The sequence below is a fragment of the Streptomyces sp. NPDC006296 genome (genome assembly GCF_040613235.1).
Taxonomy (GTDB): Bacteria; Actinomycetota; Actinomycetes; order Streptomycetales; family Streptomycetaceae; genus Streptomyces.
In genome coordinates this window covers 68308-92425 of sequence record NZ_JBEXRT010000005.1, presented here as the reverse complement: position 1 = coordinate 92425, position 24118 = coordinate 68308, and the positions used below count along the sequence as shown (strand labels likewise).

Below are 24118 nucleotides of genomic sequence, written 5' to 3'. Positions count from 1 at the left end.
TCAGACGGACCCGGTGGTGCGGGTGGCGGGGGCCTCGGGGGTGCGGCGGCTGCGGACCGCCCAGAAGACCCCGCTGCCGACGACGACGGTGACGCCCACGCCGATCACCCCGGCGAGGCCCCCGGAGAGGCGGGCGTCGGTGATGTCCCCGACGCCGTAGTCGGCGAGCGGGGAGTCGGCGGAGGCGTGTTCCCGGGCCTTCCGGTCGATGCCCTGGTCGGCGGCGACCTTCTCCAGGCCGTCGGGGTCGGCGGAGGCGTAGAAGGAGACGAGGCCCGCGAGGACGAGTGCGGCGGCGAGGCCGACGGCCCAGACCCGGCGGGTGGAGCGGGCCGCGGCGGGCGCGGGGGCGGGCGCGGGAGCCGGTGCGTCGACGAGCTCGCCGTCGACCCGGAGCTTGAGCGGGGTGCCGAGGTGCCGGGCGCCGTGCACGAGGTCGGGGCGCACCGCGATCACCGCGCCCACGGTCAGTGCGGTGATGGCCGCCTCCCCGATGCCGATCAGGACGTGGACCCCGACCATCGCGGTGAGGACCTTGCCGATGGGGACGTCGGTGGTGCCGCCGACCGCGTAGATCGCGGTGAACGCGACGGCGGCGGCGGGCACGGAGACCAGCGCGGCGACGAAGGCCGCGGCGGTCGTCGAGCGCCGGGTGCGGGGCAGCACCCGGGTCAGCCCGCGGAAGAGGAGGTGGGCGACGACGGTGGTGACGACCCCCATCACCGTGATGTTCACGCCGAGCGCGGTGAGGCCGCCGTCGGCGAAGAGGATGCCCTGCATCAGCAGGACGACGGCTATGCAGAGCACCCCGGTGTACGGCCCGACCAGGATCGCGGCCAGTGCTCCGCCCAGGAGGTGGCCGCTGGTGCCCGCGGCGACCGGGAAGTTCAGCATCTGCACGGCGAAGATGAACGCGGCGACGAGTCCGGCCAGCGGGGCGGTCCGCTCTCCTCCGGCCACGCCCCCCGGGGAGGCGCCCCCGAGTTCGCGCCGGGCGCCGCGGAGCCCGACGGCGACCGCGCCTGCGGCGACGACGCCTGCGACGGCGGAGACGGGTGCGTCGATGAAACCGTCGGGTACATGCATGGAGGGGCTCCGCTTTCGGGCTGACGACGGGCGGGGTCGGGAAAACGCTCCATGATAGTGCGCTCTTGCGAATGATTCGCAAGAGCGCAGAGATGACAACTAACCCCACCCTCAACATGCCCAAATGGGAAAATATGCGACATTAGGGGAAGAGATTTTCACACAGGAGGAGCCGGCCATGTCCCTCGTGATCCAAGAGCACGCCCGCGCCCGGCTCATCACCGACGGCCCCGACCCCCGCCCGGTCCCCGTCGAACTGCGCTACGACCCCGAGGACCCGGAGACCGTGCGGGTCCGGCTGCCCGGGGGTGTCGACCGGTCGTTCGCCCTCGATCTCCTGGAACGCGGCCTGCGCTCCCCCGCCACCCGCGGCGACACGGCGGTCTGGCCGTGCGGCCGGGCCCAGCTGGTCGTCGAACTGCACGCGCCGGACGGCGTCGCCGTCCTGCAGTTCGACCGGGGGCCCTTCATCCGCTTCCTGTCGCGGATCCGGGCGGGGACGGCGAAGCGCCCCGCCCCCGCCGGGACACCGGCCCCGGCGGAGGCGGGCACGGCCCCGCCGGCCACCGCCACCCGCGCCTGACACACCGGAGAGCCCCCGTGCCGCGTGCACGGGGGCTCTCCGCCGCTCCGGCCCCCCGTCCCCACAGGTAGCCGGCGCTCCGGGGCCGCGTCCCACTCATCCGCTCGGGAGGGGCCCCGGGGTCCGTACGGTGCGCGCCGCCGGGGTCGCCCCCGGGGCGCGCGCCACGGGTCAGACGCCGGCCGGCTCCCGCTCGCCGCCGCCCTCGGCCGGGACGCCGGAGAGCTCCTTGCGCAGGCCTTCCCCTTCGACGTCGACATCGGGCAGCACCCGGTCCAGCCAGCGCGGCAGCCACCAGGCGCGGCGGCCGAGCAGGGCGAGCACCGCGGGGACGACGGCCATCCGGACGACGAAGGCGTCGAAGAAGACCGCGATGGCCAGCGAGAAGCCGATCATCTTGACCATCGACTCGCTGGAGCCGATGAAGCCGGCGAAGACGGCCATCATGATCACCGCGGCGGCCGTGACCACCCGGGCCCCGTGCCGGAACCCGGTGACGATCGCCTGGCCGGGCGTCTCCCCGTGGACGTAGGCCTCGCGCATCCGCGTGACCAGGAAGACCTCGTAGTCCATCGCGAGGCCGAAGACCACACCGACCATGAAGATCGGCATCATGCTCATGATCGGACCGGTCTGCTCGACCCCGAAGAGGGAGGCGAGCCAGCCCCACTGGAAGACCGCGACGACCGCGCCCAGGGCCGCGACGACCGAGAGCAGGAAGCCGAGGGCCGCCTTGAGCGGCACCAGGACCGAGCGGAAGACCAGCATCAGGAGCAGGAAGGCCAGCCCGACGACGAGCGCCAGATAGGGCAGCAGCGCGTCGTTCATCTTCTCGGAGAAGTCGATGTTCATCGCGGTGGCCCCGGTGACCAGGACCTCGGCGCCGGTGTCCTCCTTGATCACGGTGCCCGCGTCACGGATCGCGTGGACGACGTCCTCGGTCTCCGTGGAGCTCGGCCGGTCCTGCGGGACGACCGTGATGGTCGCCGCGTCGCCGGCCTTGTTGAAGGCGGCCGGGGTGACGGCGGCGACGTGGCCGATGCCCTCGATCTCCTGCGTGACCCGGTCGACGGCGGCCCGGCCGTCCGAGGCGCCCTTCGTGTCCACGACGACCAGCAGCGGACCGTTGAAGCCGGGGCCGAAGCCGTCCGACAGCAGGTCGTAGGCCTGGCGCTGGGTGGTGCTCGTCGGCTGGGAGCCGTCGTCCGGCAGGCCCATCTCCAGCGAGGCGGCCGGCACGGCGACGGCACCGAGGCCGATGACCCCGGCCAGCAGCACCCACACCGGCCTGCGCAGCACGAACCGCGCCCAGCGGGTGCCCGCGTTCGGCTTCGCCTCGGGCCGGTTCTCCGCCTCGGCGGCCTTGCGCGCCTTGCGTCCCATGACCCGCTTGCCCGCGAAGCCGAGCATCGCCGGGACGAGGGTGAGCGCGATCAGGACGGCTATCACGACGGTGCCGGCGGCGGCGAAGCCCATCTTGGAGAGCATCGGGATGTTGACGACGGCGAGACCCACCAGGGCGATGACGACCGTCAGACCGGCGAAGACGACGGCCGACCCGGCGGTGCCGACGGCCCGGCCCGCGGCTTCCTCGCGCTCCCGGCCCTCGGCCAGCTCGGCGCGGTAGCGGGACACGATGAAGAGGGCGTAGTCGATGCCGACCGCGAGGCCGATCATCATCGCGAGGGTGGAGGTGGTGGAGCCCAGGTCGAGCACGTTCGCCAGGGCGGTGATCGTGGACACGCCGATCCCGACCCCGATCAGGGCGGTCAGCAGGGGCAGCCCGGCGGCGATCAGCGATCCGAAGGTGATCACCAGCACGACGGCGGCGACGGCGACCCCGATGATCTCGGTGGCACCGGTCTCCGGCATCACCTGGAGCGCGTCACCGCCGATCTCCACGGTCATCCCGCTGCTCCGCGCGGTCTCGCCGGCGTCCTCCAGCGCCTCCCGGGTCCCGTCGGTCAGCTCCATGGAGCTGACCTTGTAGGAGACCGAGATGTAGGCGGTGGAGCCGTCCTCGCTGATCGCGTTCGCCGCGAAGGGGTCGGCGACCGCGGCGACCTGGTCCGAGCCGGACCGCAGGTCGCCGGCGATCTCCTGGATCTCGGCCTTGTTGGCCGCCGAGGTCACCTTCTCCCCGCCGGGCGCCTTGAAGACGACCCGGGCGGTCGCACCGTCGGCGCTGCCCCCGGGGAAGCGCTCGTCGAGCAGGTCGAAGGCCCGCTGAGCCTCCGTGCCGGGGATGGAGAAGGAGCTGGAGGTGGCGGTGGCCGCGGAGGACGCGCCGAATCCGGCGAGTGCCAGCAGCGCGACCCAGATCAGGGCGACGTAACGGCGGCGCCGGAAGGCGAGCCGTCCGATTTTGTACAGGAATGTAGCCACGGAGAGGGTACTCCCGGTCGGGTCGTGGGACGGAAGAGGGCGTGAGGAACCAGCCCGACGACGAGAGCGGCGTGTCAGGTGGAGCGTCGGGGATCCAGGCCGTACGGAAGCGCCGTACGGCTGTCGTGCGACAGGTCGTGCGGGGGCGGAACGGGGGGCGTCAGACGCCGAGGGCGGGGAACACCACGGCTTCTGCGTAGTCGGTGAGGAACGCCTGGTCGACGGGGCGGCCCTCGACCAGCTCACGAGCAGCGAAGGCGCCGATCATCATGTGCGGGACGTAGGACAGCGCCGGATTGTCCGGACGCACCTCACCCCGGTCCACGGCGCGCCTGATCATCAGTCCGAGACCGGTGAGTTCCGGCTCGATCATCAGCTCACGCAGCGCCTGGAGGAGGTCGGGGTTGCTGTGGACCGCCTGGCCGAGCCCCCGCATCAGCGCGGAGCTCTTCTCCATCTGGCAGTCGTCGGTCCGCCGGAGCGCGGCACGGAAATCACCGCGCAGCGAACCGGTGTCGATCGCGCCGAGCTCCATCGGCTTGTTGTGCCGCAGCGCCTTGACGACGAGCTCGGCCTTGCTCCCCCACTGGCGGTAGAGGGTGGCCTTGCTGGAACGGGTACGGGCGGCGACGGCGTCCATGGTCAGGGCTTCGTAGCCGACCTCGCCGAGCAGGTCGAGCACGGCGGTGTACAGCTCGTTCTCGCGCTCGGGCGTGAGCCGGCTGCGTGCCATGGGTCGACCTCCTCGTGATGACGCCAGCTGGATGGTACGTCAGTCGAAGATCAACTAACGGAACGAAACTGTTTCGTACACTTAGAAGGTACCCCCTCCGCGAGCGAAACGAGAGAGTTTCGTTTGTGTCCTGCACCACAAGTTGCCGCGGGCCCTTCACGCGGAAAGCATTGGAGGGTGAGTGACGACGTCGCGTATCTCCGTTTCCCGCACCTCCACAAGGACCTGCTCTGCTTCGCGGCGGAGGACGACCTCTGGGTCTCCCCCCTCGCCCCGGCGGGCCGGACGCCCGGCCGGGCCTGGCGGCTGACCGTCGACCGGACCCGGGTCAGCCACCCGCGCTTCTCGCCCGACGGCCGCCGCATCGCCTACACGACCTGGCGCACCCTCGATCCGGAGATCCACCTCGTCCCCGTCGAGGGCGGGCCCGCCCGCAGGCTCACCCACTGGGGCTCGACCGACGCCCGGGTCTGCGGCTGGAGCCCGGACCCCGGGGACTCCTCGCAGATCCTGGCCGTCTCCTCGCACAACCAGCCCTTCTCCTACTTCTCGTGGGCGTACAGCGTCCCCACCGACGGCAGCCCGGGCGGCAAGCTCCCCTGGGGGCCCGTCTCCGACATCGCGGTCGCCGACGTCGACGGCGAGCGGCGCACCCTGCTGCTCACCGGGAAGCCGCCGCACGAACCGGCCGCCTGGAAGCGGTACCGGGGCGGCGCCACGGGCCGGCTGTGGCTGCACGGCGAACGGCTGCTGCCGGACATCGGCGGGCACCTGGACGCCCCCATGTTCGTCGGGCGCCGGATCGCCTTCCTCTCCGACCACGAGGGCGTCGGCAACCTCTACTCCTGCCTGATGGACGGCAGCGACCTGCGCCGGCACACCGACCACGACGCGTTCTACGCCCGGCACGCCTCCAGCGACGGCACCCGGGTCGTCTACCAGTGCGGCGGCGACCTGTGGCTGGCCGAGGACCTGGAGTCGCCGGACGCGGTGCCCCGGAAGCTGGAGGTGCGGCTCGGCGGCCCGCGGACGGGCCGGCGCACCTACCAGGTGCCGGCGTCCAGCCACGTCGACTCGCTGTCCGTCGACGAGACGGGCCGGGCGAGCGCCGTCTCCGTGCGCGGCAGCCTGTACTGGCTCACCCACCGCGACGGCCCCGCCCGCACGATCGCCGACACCCCGGGGGTGCGGGTCCGGCTGCCGGAGATGCTCGGCAGCAGCGGACGGATCGCGTACGTCACCGACGCGGAGGGCGACGACGCGATCGAGATCGCCCATCTCCCCCGGGCCAGCGGCGACCGCCCGCCCCGGCGGCTGGCCGCCGGCCGGCTGGGCAGGGTCCACGAGACCGTCTCCGACCCGGAGGGCGAGCGGCTGGCGATCGCGTCGAACGACGGCCGGCTGCTCCTGCTGGACACCCGGGAGGACGCCGCCGGACCGGCGCTGGCCCTCCTCGGCCCGGACGGGGAGCCGCCGGAGCCCTCCGGGGGCGTGGCCCCGCCGAGGACCCTGGCCCCGCTGGACGTCCTGACCCGGGCGGACGGGCCCCTCGACGATCCCGCCGAGAGCCGTCGGGACACCGCGGCGCCCGACGCCCCCGCGCCGGACGGGCTCACCGAGCTCATCCGGTCCGTGAACGGCCCGGTCCGCGACCTGGCGTTCTCCCCCGACGGCCACTGGCTGACCTGGTCGCACCCCGGCATCGGACGGTCGCTGCGGCAGATCAAGCTCGCCCGGATCACCGGCCCCGGCGCCCCGCTGATCGTGGACGTCACCAACGGCCGCTTCGAGGACGAGAACCCCGTCTTCACCGGCGACGGCCGTTACCTCGCCTTCCTCTCCTGGCGCGGGTTCGACCCGGTGTACGACGTCCACACCGGCGACCTGTCCTTCCCGCTGGGCTGCCGCCCCTATCTCGTCCCCCTCTCCTCGGCGACCCCCTCCCCCTTCGCCCTGCTCCCGGACGGCAGGCCCGCGGCGGGCGGCCTGGACCCGGTGGACATCCCCGAGGGCCCGGCCGAGGGAGCGACGGTCATCGTGGAGACCGAGGGCCTGGAGAACAGGGTGACCCCGTTCCCGGTCTCCGCGTCGAAGTACTCGGCCCTCCAGCCGGTCAGCGGCGGCGGCCTCGTCTGGCTGCGCTGGCCCATCTCCGGCGCCCTGGGCGAGACGTTCGCGAACCCGGCGGACATGTCGGGCCGCCCCACCCTGGAGCACTTCAACATCGCCCGGGCCCGCAGGACCGAACTGGTCGGCCACCTCGACTGGTTCGCGGTCAGCGGGGACGCGACCCGGCTGGTCGTCATGGACGACGGCGAGCTCCGCGCCGTCCCGGCCAACGAGTCCGGCGACACCGACACGACGGTCTTCCTCGACCTGCGCCGCATCCTGCACGACGTCGACCCGGCGGCCGAGTGGCGCCAGGCGTACGAGGAGGCGGGGCGGATCATCCGGTCCTACTTCTGGGAACCGGACATGTGCGGCATCGACTGGGACGGGGTCCTGGACCAGTACCGCCCCCTGGTCCGACGGGTCGCCTCCCCCGACGAGTTCGCCGATCTGCTCCGCGAGGTGCTCGGCGAACTGGGCACCTCCCACGCGTACGTCTCCCCCGCCCGCCGCAACGAGGGCCCCCCGCACTACCAGCGGGCGATCGGGCTGCTGGGCGCCAACCTCGTCTGCCGGGACGGCGCGTGGACGGTGCGGCGCATCCTGCCGGGCGACTCCTCCGACTCCAAGGCCCGCTCACCGCTGGCCGGGGCGGGCATCCGGGAGGGCGCCGTGCTCACCCATGTGGACGGCCGGCCGGTCGACCCGGTGGCGGGCCCCTACCCCCTGCTGGCGGCGGCGGGCGGCACCACGGTCGAGCTGACGTTCCGCCCGGCGGGGAGCGAGTGCGGCGGCCGGCCGCGCCGTGTCGCGATCGTCCCCCTGGTCGACGAACGACCGCTGCGCTACCAGGACTGGGTGGCCAAACGCCGGGAGATCGTCCGGGAGTTGAGCCACGGCAAGTGCGGTTACCTGCACATCCCCGACATGGGCGGCTCCGGCTGGGCGCAGTTCAACCGCGACCTGCGGCTGGAGGTGTCGCGCCCGGCCCTGATCGTGGACGTCCGGGGCAACGCGGGCGGCCACATCAGCGAGCTGGTCGTCGAGAAGCTCACCCGCACCATCCTCGGCTGGGACCTGACCCGCAACGCCCAGGCGGTGTCGTACGCGTCCAACGCGCCCCGGGGACCGGTCGTCGCCCTCGCGGACGAGGCCACCTCCTCCGACGGGGACATGATCACGGCGGCGTTCCGGCTGCTGGAGCTGGGACCGGTGGTGGGCCAGCGCACCTGGGGCGGGGTGGTCGGGATGACCGGGCGGCACCGGCTCGGCGACGGCACGGTGATCACGGTGCCGATGAACGCGGCCTGGTTCGACGCGTACGGCTGGTCCGTCGAGAACCACGGGGTCGAGCCCGACCTGGAGGCGCTGCGTACCCCGCTCGACTGGGCGGAGGGCCGTCACGCGGTGCTGGACGACGCCGTCAGGGTGGCCCTGGACCTGCTGGCCGCCCACCCGGCGACCACCCCGCCCGGCTACGACACGGCACCGGACCTGCGCCGCCCCCCGCTCCCCCCGAGGTGAACGGCGGGTCCCCGCACCCGGGTGTCCGGGGTGCGGGGACCCGGTGCGGGTGTCGGGGTGCGGGGCCCGGTGCGGGCGTCCGGAGTGCGGGGCCCCGGTCACTCCGCGCAGCGCATGCGGAAGGGGCGCACCCGGTGAACGGGTACGCCCCTGCAGCCCGCGGACGCGGTGCGCGTCGGCCGTCAGCGCTCGGTGCGCTCGGGCGCCCGGTCCTGCGCCTCGGGCCGACGGCCCTGCGCCCGGTCCCCGGTGTCCGGGCGGCCGGCGGAGCGCTCGGGCGCCTCGTCCTGCTCGCCGGCCTGCTGCCTGGCCCGGTCGGCGAGCTGCTGCGCCTTGTCCCTGAACTGGTCTGCGAGGCCCATGCCGTTCACTCCTCCGTGGGTGCGTGGGGGCGGCCCCGGCGGGGCCTCGCTCAGACTTACACACTCGGACATTGAACGCATTTCGATCATCCGCCCCGGACGCGCTCCTTCTGATCGGCCTGTCCGCCGGCCCCGACGAGCCCCTTCCCGACGCCGTCGAGCCGGGATCCGAACCTCTTCATCTCCCGCTGCCCGACCGTCCCTATGACCGCCGGCAGGTACCCCCGGACCGACTGCATGCCGCGCAGCCACCACTGGGCGTAGACGTGCGCGGAGCGGCGTTCGATCCCGGCCACGATCCGGTCGACCGCCGGCCCGAGGGGGTAGGTGCGGTTCGCCGGCCACGGCAGCCGCTGCCTCAACTCGCGCATGACGTCGTCCTCGTCGGCGCCGCGCACCATGTCGGTGTCGGTCCAGGAGAGGTAGCCGACCCCCACCCGCACCCCGCGGTGCCCGACCTCGCCGCGCAGGCAGTGGGCGAACGCCTCCACCCCGGACTTGGACGCGCAGTAGGCGCTCATCATCGGCGCCGGGGTGATCGCGGCCAGCGACGCTATCTGGAGGAAGTAGCCACGGCTCTCGATCAACGCCGGCAGGAACGCCCGCGCGGTGACCGCGCCGCCTATCAGGTTCACCTCGATGACCCGCCGCCACGCCTCCGGGTCGGAGTCCACCAGGGGACCGCCGGTGGCGACGCCCGCGTTGGCGACCACGGCGTCGACCGTGCCGAAGCGCTCCTTGATCTCCCGGGCGACCCGGCTCATCGCCGCGTGGTCGGTGACGTCCGCGTGCCAGTGGCCGCTCTCGGAGTGCAGCCGCTCCGAGACCTCCCTCAGCTCGTCCGGCTCCAGGCCGACGAGCGCCAGCGTGGCACCGCGCGCCGAGAGCTTGCGGGCCAGCAGCTCGCCCACGCCCCGCGCCGCGCCGGTGACGACGACGACCTGCCCTTCGAGACTCCGCCTGCCGCTCATGCGACCTCCTCCTCGCTCCCGGCCTCCGCCGCACTGCCCGCACCGTCCAGGGTGACGTACGCGGCCACCAGCGCGCGGAGCTTCTCCGTGACCACCTCGGGCGCCTCGACCGGCGTCATGTGGCCCATGCCCGCCAGTTCGGTGAGCCCGAGGCTGTGCGGCAGCGCCGCCTCGATGGCCCGCGCGTGCACGGGCGGCGTCAGGCGGTCGTCCGTCCCCGCTATCACCGCGGTCGGCAGCCGCAGCTCCCGCAGCCGCGCCTCCAGGTCGAGTTCGGCGAGCACGTGCCCCCAGGCGACGCGCGCCCGGCGCGGACACGCATGGACGATCCTGGCACAGACGTCCACCCGTTCCGGGGCGGAACCGCGTCCCATCGTGGCGTACTTGAGGATCGCCTTCGACACCGCGTTGACCGGCCCGAGCGGTGCGCGCGCACCGAGGACCGCCGCGGTCATCCGGGTCCGGAGGGCGCCGGCCCGCAGCGGCAGCACCCGCGACTCGGCCGTCAGGCGCGAGCTGCCGGTGCTGCACAGCAGCACCGCCGCCGCGTGCTCCCGCACGGCGTCCCGGCCCGCCGCCGCCATCACGGTCATCCCGCCCATCGAGTGCCCGCCGAGCACCGCCTTGCGGCCCGGTTCCAGGGTCGCCCTCAGGACCGCTTCGAGGTCGTCGGCCAGCGCCCGCGTGCTGTACCCGCCGGGCCCCGCCTCGGGCGTACGCCCGTGCCCCCGCTGGTCGTAGACGACGACCCGGTGGTCCGCCGCCAGGTCCCGCACCTGCGCGTCCCAGAAGCGGGTGTTGCAGGTCCAGCCGTGGGCCAGGACCACGGCCGGCGCGTCCTCGGGGCCGTGCAGTTCGACGTGGATGCGCGCGCCGTCCGCGGACACGACGCTCAGTTCGCGTACGGGCACGGGCGCCTGCTCCGCCGTGTGCGTCAGCCGGCTCATCGTGCGGCCTCCTCGGTGACGGCCCGCACCGCGGGCCGGGTGGTGGCGGGGGGACGGACGACCTCGTACTCCGCGAGGTCGACCGATCGGGTGGCCCGGCGGAACTCGGCCGTCGTGCCCGGCCAGACCGTGGTGTTGCGGCCGTTGGCGTCGAGGTACCAGCTGGTGCAGCCGCCGGTGTTCCAGACGGTCCGCTTCATCCGGTCCTGGACCCGCCGGTTCCAGGCGCCGACGGCGGCGGGCCGCGCGTCGAGCGCGGCGCGGCCGCCCAGCGCGTCCAGCTGGCGCAGGTAGTCGGCCATGTAGTTCAGCTGGGACTCGATCATGAGGATCATGGAGGAGTTCCCCAGCCCCGTGTTGGGGCCGATGATCGTCATCCAGTTGGGGAAGCCCGCGGCGGTCGCCCCCCGCAGCGCCTGCATCTCGTCCTTCCAGGACTCGGCGAGGGTGATGCCGGCGGCGCCGACGACCCGGCTGGCGATCGGCATGTCCGTCACGTGGAAACCGGTGCCGAGGATGATCACGTCGGCCTCGGTCTCCGAGCCGTCCGATCCGACCAGGGTGGATCCGCGCACCTCGGACAGACCGGAGTCGACCACGTCGACATTGGGCCGGGCGAGCGCCGGGTAGTAGGCGTTGGAGAGCAGGATGCGCTTGCAGCCGATGCGGTAGGAGGGGGTCAGCTTGGCCCGCAGCGCGGGGTCCTTGATGGCCCGCGCCATGTTGGACTTGGCTATCGACTCGACGAGCCCGAGCTGGTCGGGGTGCTTGGTGAAGGCCCCGACCTGCAGCTCCCGGATGCCCCACAGGAGGCCGCGGCGCGCGGTGGCGGTGAAGGGGAGCGCCCGGTGCAGCCACTTCTCGGCACCGCTGATCGCACGGTCCATGCGCGGCATCACCCAGGGCGGGGTCCGCTGGAAGAGGGTGAGCCGGCCGGCCTTCGGCTGGATCTCCGGGACGATCTGGATCGCGGAGGCGCCGGTGCCGATCACGGCGACGCGCTTGCCGCTCAGGTCGTAGTCGTGGTCCCACTGCGCGGAGTGGAAGACCTTGCCGGGGAAGTCGGCGAGCCCCGGGATGTCCGGGAGCTTCGGGTCGGAGAGCGGGCCGGTGGCCGACACCACCGCGTCGGCGGTGATCGTGGAGCCGTCGGCCGCCTCGATGACCCAGTGCAGCTCGTCGTTGTCCCAGCGCATCACGGTGACTTCGTGGTTCAGCCTGAGGTGCGGGCGCAGCCCGAAGGTGTCGGCGACGTGCTCCAGGTAGGCCCGGATGTGCTGCTGCCCGGAGAAGGTGCGGGGCCAGTCGGGGTTGGGCGCGAACGAGAACGAGTACAGGTGGGACGGCACGTCGCAGGCGCAGCCCGGGTAGCTGTTGTCGCGCCAGGTACCGCCGACGGCACCGGCCCGTTCGAGGACCAGGAAGTCGGTGACGCCTTCACGACGGAGCCGGACCGCGGCTCCGAGGCCGCCGAATCCGGATCCGATCACCGCCACTCGTACGTGCTCGTGCTGGGCCATACTGCCGCCTCCCCGCGGTACGTCACGCGACTCTGCCAGCAATCACTGGCATGGTTGGGAGAGTAGAGCAGCTCCGTACCGATGGGTAGGGGGCGGGACGAGGAAAGTTACCGGCGGTACAACATAGGGTGCGGGGGTGGCCGAAGGACGCGAGCACCGCGAGTACCGCATGGAGGAGCTGGCCGAGAAGGCCGGCATCACCGTGCGCACCCTGCGCTTCTACCGGGAACGCGGCCTGATCCAGCCACCCCGCCGCGAGGGCCGCATCGCCTGGTACGACGACCACCACCTCGCCCGGCTGCGCACCGTCACGGGCCTGCTGGAACGGGGCCACACCCTCAACGGCATCGCCGACCTCGCCGCCACCTTCGACAGCGGCCGGGACGTCGCCGAGGTGCTGGGCCTGGGCGAACCCACCGAGGAGACCCCGGTCAGGCTCACGCCCGAGCAACTCGCCGACTACTTCCAGGACCAGGCGACCGCGGAGAACCTCGCCGCGTCCATGGAGCTCGGCTACCTCGGCATCGACGGCGACGAGATCGTCCACATCAGCCGCCGCCTCCTGGACGCCTCGGCCGAACTGGTGCGGGCCGGCGTGCCGCTCGACGCCGTGCTCTCCTCCGGCCGCCAGGTACGGGAGCACGCCGACGCCCTGGCCGACCTCTTCGTCCGCGTCCTGCGCACCCACACCGCGCACAGCGAGCCGGACCAACTCCGCACGCTCGCCCAGGCGGTGGTCGACGCCGAACTCTCGATGGCCCTGGACCGCCGACTGCACGAGGACAGGGCCGCGGACGAGTCCTGAGGGCAGCACCCTCGCCCGGCCGCCGGGCCCCCGCGCCGGGCCCCCTCCGCGCGGACCGCCGGCAGCCGGACCTCCGTCGTCAGGGGCGTTCGTAGGTGACCGTCACCGGCGCGTGGTCGCTCCACCGCTCGCCGTGCGTGGCGGCGCGCTCCACCCACGCCTTGACCGCACGCCCGGCGAGGCCCGGGGTCGCCACCTGGTAGTCGATCCGCCAGCCCGCGTCGTTGTCGAAGGCCCGGCCCCGGTAGGACCACCACGAGTAGGGGCCCTCCTGCTCCGGATGCAGCGCACGGACCACGTCGACGTACGCCGCCTCGTCGAACACCCGGGTCAGCCACTCCCGCTCCTCGGGGAGGAAGCCGGAGTTCTTCTTGTTGGACTTCCAGTTCTTGAGGTCGGCCTCGCGGTGGGCGATGTTCCAGTCGCCGCACACGACCACCTCACGCCCGTCGGCGGCGGCGCGCGCCTTCAGCCCCTGGAGGTAGGGCAGGAAGGCCGCCATGAAGCGCTCCTTCTCCTCCTGCCGCTCCGTACCCACCTCACCGGAGGGCAGGTAGAGGCTGGCGACCGTCACACCCGGGAGATCCACCTCGATGTAGCGACCGGAGGTGTCGAACTCCTCACTCCCCGGCACCCCGAACCCGCCGAAGCCGATCTGGACGCGCTCCGGCGCGTGCCGGGTGAGGATCCCCACACCCGCACGCCCCTTGGCCGCGGCCGGCGCGTACACGGCGTGCCACCCCTCGGGGGCGCGCACCTCCTCGGGGAGCTGCTGCGCCTCGGCGCGCACCTCCTGGAGGCAGACCGCCTCCGCATCGGTCCGCCCCAGCCACTCGACGAAGCCCTTCTTGGCGGCGGCGCGGATCCCGTTCACATTCACGGTGGTAACAGTCAGCATCCAGGTACAGTACCTACGCGAGGCCCATGCATACCTGTACCATGCAACGTATGAATATCCAGCCCCGGCCGTTCGACCACCCCGACGCCGTGAAACTCAACGCCCAGGTGCAGCTCGAATACGCCGCGCGCTACGGCGACGGGGGCGACGTCACCCCGCTCGACGCCACCATGTTCGACCCGCCGCGCGGGCTGTACCTCCTCGCCTACGACGAGCAGGTCCGCCCCGTGGCGACCGGCGGCTGGCGCAGCCAGGAGCAGAACGACGAGGGGTACTCCGACGGCGACGCCGAGATCAAGCGGATGTTCGTGATCCCCGAGGGCCGCGGCCGGGGTCTCGCGCGCCGCATCCTCGCCGCCCTGGAGGCCGACGCACGCGCGGCCGGCCGGACGCGCATGGTCCTGGAGACCGGGAACCAGCAGCCCGAGGCGATCGCGCTGTACGCGTCGAGCGGCTACACCGCCTGCGCGAAGTTCGGCCACTACCGCGCGTACGACAGCAGCATCTGCATGGCCAAGTCGCTGGTGGAGCCGCCGGCCGAGCCCTCCTGAGCCCGGCCGCCTAACGCACCCGCGCCACCCCGACGTAGAACCCGCTCCGCTCGTAGACCGGCGCGGCCTCCTCCCGGTACCACTCGGGCGCGGTGACCAGCCCCGGCTCGACCAGATCCAGCCCCGCGAAGAACGGCTCGACCTCCGCCCGCGTACGCATCCGCAGCGAGATCGCGCCCTTCCGGTACGCGGACTCCGTCTCCTGCCTGAGCTCCGGGTGCTGATCGGCGGTCCCGTGCGAGAGCACCAGATAACTCCCCGCGGGCAGCGCGTCGACGAGGGTGCGGGTGATGCCGTACGGGTCCTGCTCGTCGGGCAGGAAGTGCATCAGCGCGATGAGGGACAGTGCGACGGGCCGGGTGAAGTCCAGCAGCTCCGCGGCCCGTTCGAGTATCGTCTCCGGCTTCCGCACATCGGCGTGGATGTAGTCGGTCGCCCCCTCCGGCCTGCTGACCAGCAGCGCCTCCGCGTGCCGCAGGACGATGGGGTCGTTGTCCGCGTAGACGACCCGGGCGTGCGGGGTGACCGCCTGGACGACCTGGTGGAGGTTGGGCGAGGTCGGGATGCCGGTACCGATGTCCAGGAACTGGTCGACGCCCTGCCCCGCGAGCCAGCCGGACGCCCGGTGCATGAACGCACGGTTCCGCGCGGCGTTGGCCCGGGCCTCCGCGGGCAGCTTCTCCGCGACCTCCTGGTCGACCGGATAGTTGTCCTTCCCGCCGAGCAGCCAGTCGTAGACCCGCGCCGGGTGCGGCTTGCTGGTGTCGATACGGGAGCTGGGCATATCGGCAGTCACAGGGCACTCTCCAAACAGAACCACGAACACGCGACCCGCACCTGACCTGCGCGACCTCCAACAGCGGTCACCGGAAGGACGAGTGAGCGAGGACAGCCAGGTTACCGCCTGGTCGCCCCGGCGGAAGAGGTCGCCTCTCCCCCGGCCCCCATCGCGGGCGAGGCGTCGATCTCGGCCCACACGGTCTTGCCCGGCCCTCCGTCGCGGGGCACCACACGTCACCGGCACCGGCCGGGCGTTGACCGGGCGCGGAACGCTTGCCACAGCCGACGCGGGCCCGGCGGTACGGGCGCGAGGGTGCGGGTGCGTGCGGGGCGGAGCCAAGGTGCCGAGTTTCCTCAACCCCCTTCTTCCACACCCCGGATGAACAACAGGGCTCGACACTCGAACCTCGGATCCCGGCTCCCGGCTCCCGGCTCCCGAAGCTCAAGCGCCGGGCAGGGGGCCGTTCATGCCCCCTCGAACGAGCGATGCGGCGATTCCGGAGCTCAAGCCCCGAGCTTCGGGGCCCGAGCTTCGTCAGAACGCGGCGAGGCGGTCCACCAGCAGGCCCACCCTGACCTCGGTGTGCTCCGGCGGGAGCCGTCCCGCCCGGGTCAAGGTGACCAGCCCGTGCAGGGCCGCCCAGAACGCCTCGGTGAACAGCCCCGGGTGCACACCGTCGCCCGCGACTTCACCGAGGGTCTCCAGCAGGGCGGCGAAGGCGTCCTTCAGGGGCTCCGGAGTGTCCTCCTGCGCGTACGCGAGACCACCGTCGAGCTGGAAGATGGCGTCGTAGACCGCCGGGTTGCGTGCGGCGAAGTCGAGGTAGGCGCGGGCAAGGGCGGTGACCCGGGCGCGAGGCCCGTCCACGGCGGATGTCTCGGCCCGCACCGCCGCGGCCATCTCGGTGGCACCTTCCAGGGCGACCGCGCCGATGATCTCGCGCTTGCCCCGGAAATGGCTGTAGAGGACGGGCTGGCTGTATTCGATGCGCTCGGCGAGCCGCCGGGTGGTGACCGCGTCCCAGCCCTGCTGCTCGGCGAGTTCGCGGGCCGTGGCCACGATGAGGCGCTCACGGCCCGCCCGCTCACGCTCCTTGCGTTCCTGGACTGACATATCGCGAGCCTAGCACCGCTAGACAACCGAGCGGCAGTAGAACTAGCTCTGCTTCATCATCTAGCAACGCTAGATTCCAGGGGGCTCGGCATGCTCGACGCACTTGAGGTCTTCACCGTCGTGGTCGTCGGTGTGATGGTGGGGGTGGAGTTCTCCGTCGCCTTCGTCATGAACCGCATCTTCGACGCACTGCCCGGCGACGGCGGCCAGCTCGGCCGTGCTCACGGAGGCCGGATACTCGGCTCCGTGATGCCGTTCTGGTACATCGGCTCGCTCGTCCTCGTCGCGGTCCGGGCCGTCGCGGGGTGGCACCACGACGGCACCGGCCTCACCGTCACCGCCGGCGTGCTGCTGATCGTCAGCGTGATCATGTCGGTCCTGCTGCTCGTCCCGATCAACAACAGGGGCAAGACGTGGACACCGGAGAACCGGCCCGAGGACTGGAAGGAGCAGATGAACCGCTGGGACCGCTTCCACTACGTCCGCGTCGCCGTCATCGTCGCCGCCTTCACCCTGCTGGTCGCCGCCGTCGCCTGAACCGGCGGGCGGGCACCCGTCGATCACCGGCCGACAGGCGCCCTGGACACGACGAGGAGCTTCCCCGGCACGGACCCCGGACACCCATCCGCGCTGATTCCACAGGTCAGGGGCCCGCGGTCACGAGCGCGGGGATCTCACCCAGGACCCGGGCCGCCTCCGCCGGCTCGACCAACCACTTCAGGTGGCTGCCGGTGAGCGTCCGGACGTCGTAGGGGTTCTCAGGCGTCAGCGCGTCGCCCTCGCGGATCATCCGGTCCCGCACGGCGAGCGGCACGCTGGTGTCCTCGGTCAGCCGGACGTACGACTTGGGGACCCGAGCGCACGACGACGTCGACGAGGAACGTCTGCGCGGAACGGCCGCTCCCGTCGACCGCGGTGGGCACCGGCGCCTGAGGGGCCGACAGATCCCCGGCCGCGTCGGTGGTCAGGCAGGTGGTGACCTCGGGGACGGACAGATGGCTGGGGACAGTGACGACATCGGCCATCGTGAACTCACCGAGGACGGCCCTGGCGCCCATCGGCTCGGGGAAGGACCACTCCACGGTGGGCAGGGCGTCGTCGTGGTACTCCAACTGCCCCTTCGTGCAACGGACGCGCCGGCCGTCGCGCCACTCCCCCGAGACCTTGCCGGCGGCCCGCGTCCCCTCCGCGGGATGCCAACTGCTCAGCCCGTACGCGATGTGCGCCTCGTCCGCCGTCGTCCAGTCACCCGTCGCAGCGGTGGCCGGCAGATCACCCAGGCCGCCGAAGACGGCCATGGCGGGAACGACCACCACCCCGGCGGCGCGGGCCCGGTCCGCGAAGTGGGCGAACGTGTCGACGTCGGCCTCGATCTCCGCCGCCACGTCCACGTACGGAATCCCTGCCCGCAGCGCCGCCTCGATGAGAGGGGCGGCGGTCGTGGCGAAGGGACCGGCACTGTTCACGACGGCCCCCGTACAGTTCCGGACCCGACCATGGCCACGGACACGGATGCACCACGTTTCGTACCGACCGCCATCGAGCCGACACGGCGACCGGCTGTGTCCCACGGCAGAGAAACGACGAGATCCCGCCCGATCTTTCGATCGGGCGGGATCTCGTGTGTGCGGTGGACCTGTGGGGATTTGAACCCCAGACCCCCTCGATGCGAACGAGGTGCGCTACCAGACTGCGCCACAGGCCCTTGCAACGAGTGAAACTCTAGCACCCCGACAGGGGTGCTCGGAAATCCGCATCCCGGCAGGTCACCGAGCCGGTCTCACTCGTTGGCCGCACGCGGCCTGTCCTCGTCGTCGTACTGGTCGAAGAGCGGCGTGCGGCCTCGGTCGCGGGTGCGCCTGGGCGGGGTGCCGCGGCGGCGCGGGGCGGGTTCGGCGTCGGGCGCGGCGACCTCGTGGCTGCCCGTCCGGGTGGGGTCGGCCTGGCTGGACCGGGCCGCGCTCCACGTCTCCGGGTCGCCGACCTCCACGCCGCCCCTGGTACGCGGGGCGACGGGCGCGGTGACGTAGGTCGGCAGCGGGACCGGGACGGGCTCCCAGCTGTCGCCCTGGACCGGGCCGCGTTCGCGCTGCTGGTCCACCCACTCCGCGTGGTCCGTCTGCTCGACCAGCGCGCGGCGCCCCGCCTCCTGGGGCGAGACCGTCGGTGCGGGCGCGGGCCCTTCGGACTCCTCGTCGGGCTCGGCGGGAGCCGAGGACGCGGACTGGTGCCTGCGGGGGCGGTTCTCGCGCAGCCGCTGCGCGGCCACCTCGGCCCGCCGCCGGTCCATCGTGAAGACGAAGCGGCGGCGCTCCTGACCGCGCAGGTGCACGATGTACGAGCTCAGGAGCACGGCGGGGACAGCCGGCGCCCACAGGAAGCGGAGCCCGCCCACCGCGGCGACGACGGCACCGAGGGTGAAGGCCACGAAGAGCATCGTCGTCGTACGCCGTCGGCGCGCCAGGACCTGCGAGCGGCGGCGCCGCTCGCGTTCCGTCTCCGCGCCGGAGGGGCGCCGGCGCCGCTGGGCCGGCGGGCGGTCCTGCTCGGCTCCGTCGGGTTCCGGGTCGCGCAACCGCGCTTCGGTGAGGGCCGGAGGCGCGGAAAAGCCCCGGACGTCGACGGACTCCATTCGGTCCGTGACGGCGTCCGGGTCCACGTCGCCAGGCGCCTGCTCGGCATCCCGCTCCCGCAGCTCCTTGGCGTAACGGCGCTCCATGGCCGCCCTTCCGGACAGCAGCCGGATGGCGGTGCTGAAGCGTTCCGTCGGACGCGCCTCGTTGAGCTCGTCCTGCCTGCGGAGCCACATCGGCACCAAGTAGGCGGCCCATGCACCGACGATGACTGCGTAGATGAGGCCGCTGCTGCTCACGCTCACACCGTAGAGGGGTTTGCACGGCAGCATCCGCCAATTGGCCCGGTGTGTCGCACGATCAGGCTGATATGACGGACTTTTTTTACGATTGTTCGAGCCGACACGTGGCGAAAGTGACACGGATGACGTTCGCGGATCGGTCGAATTCGAACACTTATTTTATTTATCCGGGCGGGTGCGGTGTTCCCGACGTACCGGGCCGCACCCTGCGCCAACGCTGCAGAAGCCCGTCCGGCACTTCCTCCGCGGTGAGCGCGAAGATCATGTGGTCCCGCCACGCGCCGTCGATGTGGAGATAACGTGGACGCAGCCCTTCCGCACGGAATCCGAGTTTCTCCACGACCCGCCGGCTGGGGCCGTTCTCGGGCCGAATACACACCTCGACCCGGTGCAGGCCGACCGTGCGGAAGCAGTGGTCGACGGCGAGCGCGACCGCGGTCGGCATCACGCCCCGGCCCGCCACGCTCCGGTCGACCCAGTAGCCGACGTGGCCCGAGCACATCGAGCCCCAGGTGATGCCGGCCACCGTCAACTGCCCCACGAGACGGCCCTCGTACTCGATGGCGAACGGCAGCATCCGACCGGCGTTCGCCTCGGTGCGCAGGTGCCTGACCATCTGCCGGTAGGTGGGGCGCTGGGCCACCGGACCGCCGGGGGCGGGCGGCGGGACGGTGGCCTCCCAGGGGCGCAGCCAGTCGCGGTTGCGCCGGTTGACCTCGCGCCAGGTGCTCTGGTCGCGCAGTTTTATCGGGCGGAGGGTGACGGTGCCGTCGGTCAGGATCACCGGCCAGGTCCGGACGTTCAGCTCGGGCTCCCCGGTCGGGGGTGGTCGCCGCCGCGCACCTGGTCGACGGCGTGCACCAGCAGCCTGCCGAGGACCGCGAGGCCGTCGCGCACTCCCCCGGTCGAGCCGGGCAGGTTCACGACGAGGGTGCCCTCCGCGACGCCCGCGAGACCGCGGGAGAGCGCGGCGGTGGGGACCGCGTCGCGGCCCTCGGCACGGATCGCCTCGGCGATGCCCGGGATCTCGCGGTCCAGCACGCGCCGGGTCGCCTCGGGCGTGCCGTCGGTGGGCGAGATCCCCGTGCCGCCGGTGGTGACGATCACGTCGTACCCCGCCGCGACGCCGGCGCGCAGGGCGGCCTCCACCGGATCTCCGTCGGGCACGACCTGCGGGCCGTCGACGGCGAACCCCAGGGCCGTGAGGCCCTCGGAGACGAGCGGGCCGCCCTTGTCGGCGTACACACCGGCCGATGCGCGGTTGGAGGCGGTCACCACGAGGGCCGAGTAGGGAGCGGTCGAGGCGCCTCCGGCCCGCGCCTCTTCGCCGCCGGGCGCGGTCATGCGTCCGCCCCCTCCGGTGCGGGGCGCCGGTAGTCGCCGGACTTGCCGCCCGACTTCGCCTCCACCCGCACGTCCGTGATCACCGCGCTCCGGTCGACCGCCTTGATCATGTCGATCACCGTGAGCGCGGCGACCGACACGGCGGTCAGGGCCTCCATCTCGACGCCCGTGCGGTCCGTGGTCTTCACGGTGGCCAGGATCTCCACCGCGTCGTCGGCCACGCTCAGCTCGACCTTCACACCGGAGACGGCGAGCGGGTGGCAGAGCGGGATCAGCTCCGGGGTGCGCTTGGCCCCCATGATCCCGGCGATGCGCGCGGTGGCGAGCGCGTCCCCCTTCGGGACTCCCTCGCCCCTGAGGAGTTCGACGACACGCGGTGACACGAGGACCCGACCGCTCGCCCGGGCGACCCGGGCGGTGACGTCCTTCTCCGACACGTCGACCATACGGGCGGCGCCCGCCTCGTCGATGTGCGTCAGCCTGTTCTGCGTACTCAACTCACTCCGCCTAGCGGTAGGGCGCCGGTTGCCGCCCGATCCGCGCCGAGTGCGCGGCGGGGGCCCGGGGGCTTCCCCCGGTAAGGCACAGCGCGAGACACCGTACCGCCACCGGGCGGAAGTCAGCGGAGGAGGATCACCTCGGTCTCCGTGCCGGGCTCGGCCGAGGTGACGTCCTCGGGCAGCACGATCAGGGCGTCGGCCTGCGCGAGGGCGGCGATCAGATGCGAGCCGGGCCCGCCGACGGGGGTCACGGTGCCCGCCTCCGCGTCGTAGGTCCCCCGCAGGAACTGGCGCTTGCCGGACGGCGAGGAGAGTGGACCGTCGCTGTGCAGCGTGGCGCGGACGGACGGGCGGTGGACGTCCTCCAGGCCCCTCAGCGCCAGGATCGCCGGCCGCACGAACAGCTCGAAGGAGACGTACGAGGAGACCGGGTTGCCGGGCAGGGCCAGCAGCGGGGTGTGGTCGGGGCCGACCGAGCCGAAGCCCTGCGGCTTGCCCGGCTGCATGGCGAGCTTGCGGAAGTCGACCCCGCCGCCGGCGCCACGGCCGCGCACGGAGGACAGGGCCTCCTTGACCACGTCGTACGCGCCGACGCTCACGCCGCCCGTGGTCACGAGGATGTCCGCGCGGATCAGCTGGTCCTCGATCGTGGCCCGGAGCGTCTCGGCGTCATCGGCGACCGCGGGCACGCGGTAGGCGATGGCGCCCGCGTCCCTGGCGGCGGCGGTCAGCGCGAAGCTGTTGGAGTCGTAGATCCGGCCGCCGGTCAGCTCCTCGCCCGGCTGCGCCAGCTCGCTGCCGGTGGACAGCACGACCACGCGCGGCCGGGGCCTCACCCGCACCGTGGAACGGCCGATCGCGGCGAGCAGGCCGATCTGCGGCGGGCCGACGACCGACCCCGCGCGCAGCGCCAGGTCGCCGGGCCTCACATCGCTGCCCTTGGCGCGCACATGGGCGCGGGGCTTCACTGGGCGGTGGACGCGGACCTCACCGCTCGCCCCCTCCGGGGCGTCGCTGTGGGCCCGCATGGTGTCGGCCGGGCCGCCGCCCGTGCCGCCGTCGGTCCACTCGACCGGGACGACCGCCTCGGCGCCCGCGGGCAGCGGGGCGCCGGTCATGATGCGCGCCGCCTCGCCGGGCCCCACGGACCGGCCGTCGGGAAGGCCTCCGTCGCCCGCCGCGACGTCACCGATGACGGTGAGCACCGCGGGGAACTCCTCGCTCGCTCCCTCGACGTCGGAGATCCGGACGGCGTACCCGTCCATCGAGCTGTTGTCGAAGGGCGGCAGGGACACCTGCACCACGACGTCCTCGACCAGGACGCAGCCCTGGGCGTCGGGCAGCAGCAGCTCGATGGGTTCGAGCGGCTTCACCGCGGCGAGGATGTCGTCCAGGTGCTCGTCCACCGACCAGATCGTGCCGCTCAAGCTGTTACAACTCCTCGGTGACGTAACTGCGCAGCCAGGTCCGGAAGTCCGGGCCCAGGTCCTCACGTTCGCACGCGAGTCTGACAATGGCACGCAGATAGTCGCCACGGTCACCGGTGTCGTAGCGCCGGCCCTTGAAGACGACGCCGTGCACCGGGCCGCCGATCTTCTCGTCCTCGGCCAGGAGCTGGAGGGCGTCGGTGAGCTGGATCTCGCCGCCGCGGCCGGGCTCGGTCCGTCGCAGTATGTCGAAGACGGCGGGATCCAGTACGTACCGGCCGATGACGGCGAGGTTGCTCGGCGCGTCCGCGCGGTCGGGCTTCTCGACGAGACCGGTGACCCGGACGACGTCGCCGTCGGCGGTCGGCTCGGTGGCGGCGCAGCCGTACATGTGGATCTGCGCGGGGTCGACCTCCATGAGCGCGACGACGCTGCCGCCCTCACGCTCCTGGATCTCGACCATCCGGGCGAGCAGGGGGTCGCGCGGGTCGATGAGGTCGTCGCCGAGGAGGACGGCGAACGGCTGGTCGCCGACGTGCGGGGCGGCGCAGAGGACGGCGTGGCCGAGGCCGCGCGGGTCGCCCTGGCGCACGTAGTGCATGGTGGCCAGGTCGCTGGACTCCTGGACCCGGGAGAGGCGTTCGGCGTCCCCCTTGCGGGTCAGCGCGGACTCCAGCTCGTAGTTCCGGTCGAAGTGGTCCTCCAGCGGACGCTTGTTCCGGCCGGTGATCATCAGCACGTCGGAGAGTCCGGCCCCCACGGCCTCCTCGACGACATACTGGATGGCGGGCTTGTCGACGACAGGCAGCATCTCCTTGGGAGTGGCCTTGGTGGCCGGCAGGAACCGGGTGCCGAGACCTGCAGCTGGGATGACAGCTTTGCTGATCCTGGGGTGCGACTGAGTCATGCGCAGAACTGTAACGCGTACATATGGGCGGAAGATGAGCGTCCGGTTAACTTCGTTCTCATACATCCACATAAGCGAGCCATGTGAGCACCCGTTGAACCATGACATGTCCGGAAAGGCAGCACTGCGGCGCGATCTGCTCGCCGCACGACGGCTCCTCGGTCAGGAGGACGTCGGGAGGACCGCCGCGGTTCTGTCCGCGGCCGCCCAGGAGCTTCCCGAGCTGACCGCCGCCCGGACCGTCGCGGCCTACGTGTCCGTGGGCCGCGAGCCGGGGACCCACCCACTCCTGGACGCACTGCGGGCGCGGGGGGTCCGGGTGCTCCTGCCTGTGCTCATGGCGGACAACGACCTGGACTGGGCGGTGTTCGAGGGCGCGGAGCACCTCGTGCCCGCCGGCCGCGGCCTGCGCGAGCCGGACGGCGTACGCCTCGGGCCGCGGGCGGTCCTGGACGCGGACGCCGTGCTGCTGCCGGGGCTGGCCGCGGACGGGCGCGGCATGCGGCTGGGGCGCGGCGGAGGCAGTTACGACCGGGTGCTGGCCCGGCTCGCGTCGGCCGGGGCGCACCCCGCCCTGATCGTCCTGCTCTACGACGACGAGGTGGTCGCGCGGGTCCCGGAGGAACCGCACGACCACCCCGTGGACGCCGTGGTCACGCCGGCCGGAGTGCGGCGCTTCCGCGCTCCGGCCTCGTGA

The 24118-nt window shown here is 72.6% G+C and carries 22 protein-coding genes, 1 tRNA gene and 2 pseudogenes; 6 read left to right on the top strand and 19 right to left on the bottom strand.

What is annotated here, in order from left to right; all coding sequences use genetic code 11:
* On the bottom strand, positions 1-1086 hold the full coding sequence (locus tag ABZ172_RS05370) for an energy-coupling factor ABC transporter permease (RefSeq protein WP_356880441.1): 1086 nt from the start codon (positions 1084-1086) through the stop codon (positions 1-3).
* A 178-nt stretch (positions 1087-1264) separates the two neighbouring features.
* Between ABZ172_RS05370 and ABZ172_RS05365 the strand changes: the two genes are divergently transcribed.
* Positions 1265-1669 carry an SsgA family sporulation/cell division regulator gene (locus ABZ172_RS05365; RefSeq protein ID WP_356880438.1) on the top strand — a complete coding sequence of 135 codons (405 nt, stop codon included), beginning with the start codon at positions 1265-1267 and terminating at the stop codon, positions 1667-1669.
* A gap of 171 nt (positions 1670-1840) precedes the next feature.
* Here ABZ172_RS05365 and ABZ172_RS05360 read toward each other — a convergent pair whose 3' ends face one another.
* Positions 1841-4054, bottom strand: coding sequence for an MMPL family transporter (locus ABZ172_RS05360; RefSeq protein ID WP_356880436.1), 2214 nt, complete (start codon positions 4052-4054; stop codon positions 1841-1843).
* 160 nt (positions 4055-4214) lie between these two features.
* Positions 4215-4787: a TetR/AcrR family transcriptional regulator gene (locus ABZ172_RS05355; RefSeq protein WP_356880434.1), complete on the bottom strand. Its 573-nt coding sequence runs from the start codon at positions 4785-4787 to the stop codon at positions 4215-4217.
* A gap of 177 nt (positions 4788-4964) precedes the next feature.
* Between ABZ172_RS05355 and ABZ172_RS05350 the strand changes: the two genes are divergently transcribed.
* Positions 4965-8420 (top strand): S41 family peptidase, encoded by a 3456-nt coding sequence (locus tag ABZ172_RS05350; RefSeq protein WP_356880432.1) that lies wholly within the window; start codon positions 4965-4967, stop codon positions 8418-8420.
* Positions 8421-8602: 182 nt separating this feature from the next.
* On the opposite strand, the gene ABZ172_RS05345 is transcribed toward ABZ172_RS05350, so the two are convergent.
* The 4 genes from ABZ172_RS05345 to ABZ172_RS05330 form a co-directional block, all read right to left on the bottom strand.
* On the bottom strand, positions 8603-8782 hold the full coding sequence (locus tag ABZ172_RS05345) for a hypothetical protein (protein WP_356880430.1): 180 nt from the start codon (positions 8780-8782) through the stop codon (positions 8603-8605).
* An 86-nt stretch (positions 8783-8868) separates the two neighbouring features.
* Positions 8869-9753 (bottom strand): SDR family oxidoreductase, encoded by an 885-nt coding sequence (locus tag ABZ172_RS05340; RefSeq protein WP_356880428.1) that lies wholly within the window; start codon positions 9751-9753, stop codon positions 8869-8871.
* Entirely contained in the window at positions 9750-10700 is a 951-nt protein-coding gene (locus ABZ172_RS05335; RefSeq protein ID WP_356880426.1) for an alpha/beta fold hydrolase, read from the bottom strand. The genes ABZ172_RS05340 and ABZ172_RS05335 overlap by 4 nt, the downstream gene beginning before the upstream one ends.
* Positions 10697-12220 carry an NAD(P)/FAD-dependent oxidoreductase gene (locus ABZ172_RS05330; protein WP_356880424.1) on the bottom strand — a complete coding sequence of 508 codons (1524 nt, stop codon included), beginning with the start codon at positions 12218-12220 and terminating at the stop codon, positions 10697-10699. The genes ABZ172_RS05335 and ABZ172_RS05330 overlap by 4 nt, the downstream gene beginning before the upstream one ends.
* 169 nt (positions 12221-12389) lie before the next feature.
* Between ABZ172_RS05330 and ABZ172_RS05325 the strand changes: the two genes are divergently transcribed.
* A complete protein-coding gene (locus ABZ172_RS05325) occupies positions 12390-13025 on the top strand; it encodes a MerR family transcriptional regulator (protein WP_356880624.1) in 636 nt (211 codons plus the stop codon).
* Positions 13026-13104: 79 nt separating this feature from the next.
* Here ABZ172_RS05325 and ABZ172_RS05320 read toward each other — a convergent pair whose 3' ends face one another.
* A complete protein-coding gene (locus tag ABZ172_RS05320) occupies positions 13105-13923 on the bottom strand; it encodes an exodeoxyribonuclease III (protein ID WP_356880422.1) in 819 nt (272 codons plus the stop codon).
* Between the two features lie 50 nt (positions 13924-13973).
* Here ABZ172_RS05320 and ABZ172_RS05315 point away from each other — a divergent pair, with 50 nt between their 5' ends.
* Entirely contained in the window at positions 13974-14474 is a 501-nt protein-coding gene (locus tag ABZ172_RS05315; RefSeq protein ID WP_356880420.1) for a GNAT family N-acetyltransferase, read from the top strand.
* Positions 14475-14484: 10 nt separating this feature from the next.
* Here ABZ172_RS05315 and ABZ172_RS05310 read toward each other — a convergent pair whose 3' ends face one another.
* Both ABZ172_RS05310 and ABZ172_RS05305 read right to left on the bottom strand, forming a co-directional pair.
* Complete coding sequence (locus tag ABZ172_RS05310; protein WP_356880418.1) at positions 14485-15270, bottom strand: SAM-dependent methyltransferase; 786 nt, start codon at positions 15268-15270, stop codon at positions 14485-14487.
* 519 nt (positions 15271-15789) lie between these two features.
* Positions 15790-16368 carry a TetR/AcrR family transcriptional regulator gene (locus tag ABZ172_RS05305; RefSeq protein ID WP_356880416.1) on the bottom strand — a complete coding sequence of 193 codons (579 nt, stop codon included), beginning with the start codon at positions 16366-16368 and terminating at the stop codon, positions 15790-15792.
* A 90-nt stretch (positions 16369-16458) separates the two neighbouring features.
* Here ABZ172_RS05305 and ABZ172_RS05300 point away from each other — a divergent pair, with 90 nt between their 5' ends.
* Positions 16459-16905: a DUF1772 domain-containing protein gene (locus tag ABZ172_RS05300; protein WP_356880414.1), complete on the top strand. Its 447-nt coding sequence runs from the start codon at positions 16459-16461 to the stop codon at positions 16903-16905.
* 106 nt (positions 16906-17011) lie between these two features.
* Here ABZ172_RS05300 and ABZ172_RS05295 read toward each other — a convergent pair.
* From ABZ172_RS05295 to galU, 9 genes and pseudogenes are all read right to left on the bottom strand, one after another.
* Positions 17012-17224 (bottom strand): annotated as a pseudogene (locus ABZ172_RS05295) (alpha/beta hydrolase); the annotation flags it as partial.
* Positions 17220-17840 (bottom strand): annotated as a pseudogene (locus ABZ172_RS05290) (saccharopine dehydrogenase); the annotation flags it as partial. The pseudogenes ABZ172_RS05290 and ABZ172_RS05295, both read right to left, overlap by 5 nt.
* Before the next feature lie 159 nt (positions 17841-17999).
* A tRNA-Ala gene (locus ABZ172_RS05285) sits at positions 18000-18073 on the bottom strand.
* Positions 18074-18148: 75 nt separating this feature from the next.
* A complete protein-coding gene (gene glpR / locus ABZ172_RS05280; RefSeq protein ID WP_356880412.1) occupies positions 18149-19273 on the bottom strand; it encodes a gephyrin-like molybdotransferase receptor GlpR in 1125 nt (374 codons plus the stop codon).
* A gap of 133 nt (positions 19274-19406) precedes the next feature.
* Complete coding sequence (locus tag ABZ172_RS05275) at positions 19407-20027, bottom strand: GNAT family protein (RefSeq protein ID WP_356880410.1); 621 nt, start codon at positions 20025-20027, stop codon at positions 19407-19409.
* 17 nt (positions 20028-20044) lie between these two features.
* Positions 20045-20587, bottom strand: coding sequence for a MogA/MoaB family molybdenum cofactor biosynthesis protein (locus ABZ172_RS05270; RefSeq protein WP_356880408.1), 543 nt, complete (start codon positions 20585-20587; stop codon positions 20045-20047).
* A complete protein-coding gene (moaC, locus tag ABZ172_RS05265; protein ID WP_356880406.1) occupies positions 20584-21084 on the bottom strand; it encodes a cyclic pyranopterin monophosphate synthase MoaC in 501 nt (166 codons plus the stop codon). The genes ABZ172_RS05270 and moaC overlap by 4 nt, the downstream gene beginning before the upstream one ends.
* Positions 21085-21206: 122 nt before the next feature.
* The gene (gene glp / locus ABZ172_RS05260; RefSeq protein ID WP_356880404.1) at positions 21207-22514 is read right to left on the bottom strand and encodes a gephyrin-like molybdotransferase Glp; all 1308 of its coding nucleotides are present in this window, start codon (positions 22512-22514) and stop codon (positions 21207-21209) included.
* Positions 22515-22518: 4 nt separating this feature from the next.
* A complete protein-coding gene (gene galU / locus ABZ172_RS05255; RefSeq protein ID WP_356880402.1) occupies positions 22519-23421 on the bottom strand; it encodes a UTP--glucose-1-phosphate uridylyltransferase GalU in 903 nt (300 codons plus the stop codon).
* A gap of 106 nt (positions 23422-23527) precedes the next feature.
* Here galU and ABZ172_RS05250 point away from each other — a divergent pair, with 106 nt between their 5' ends.
* A complete protein-coding gene (locus ABZ172_RS05250) occupies positions 23528-24118 on the top strand; it encodes a 5-formyltetrahydrofolate cyclo-ligase (RefSeq protein WP_356880400.1) in 591 nt (196 codons plus the stop codon).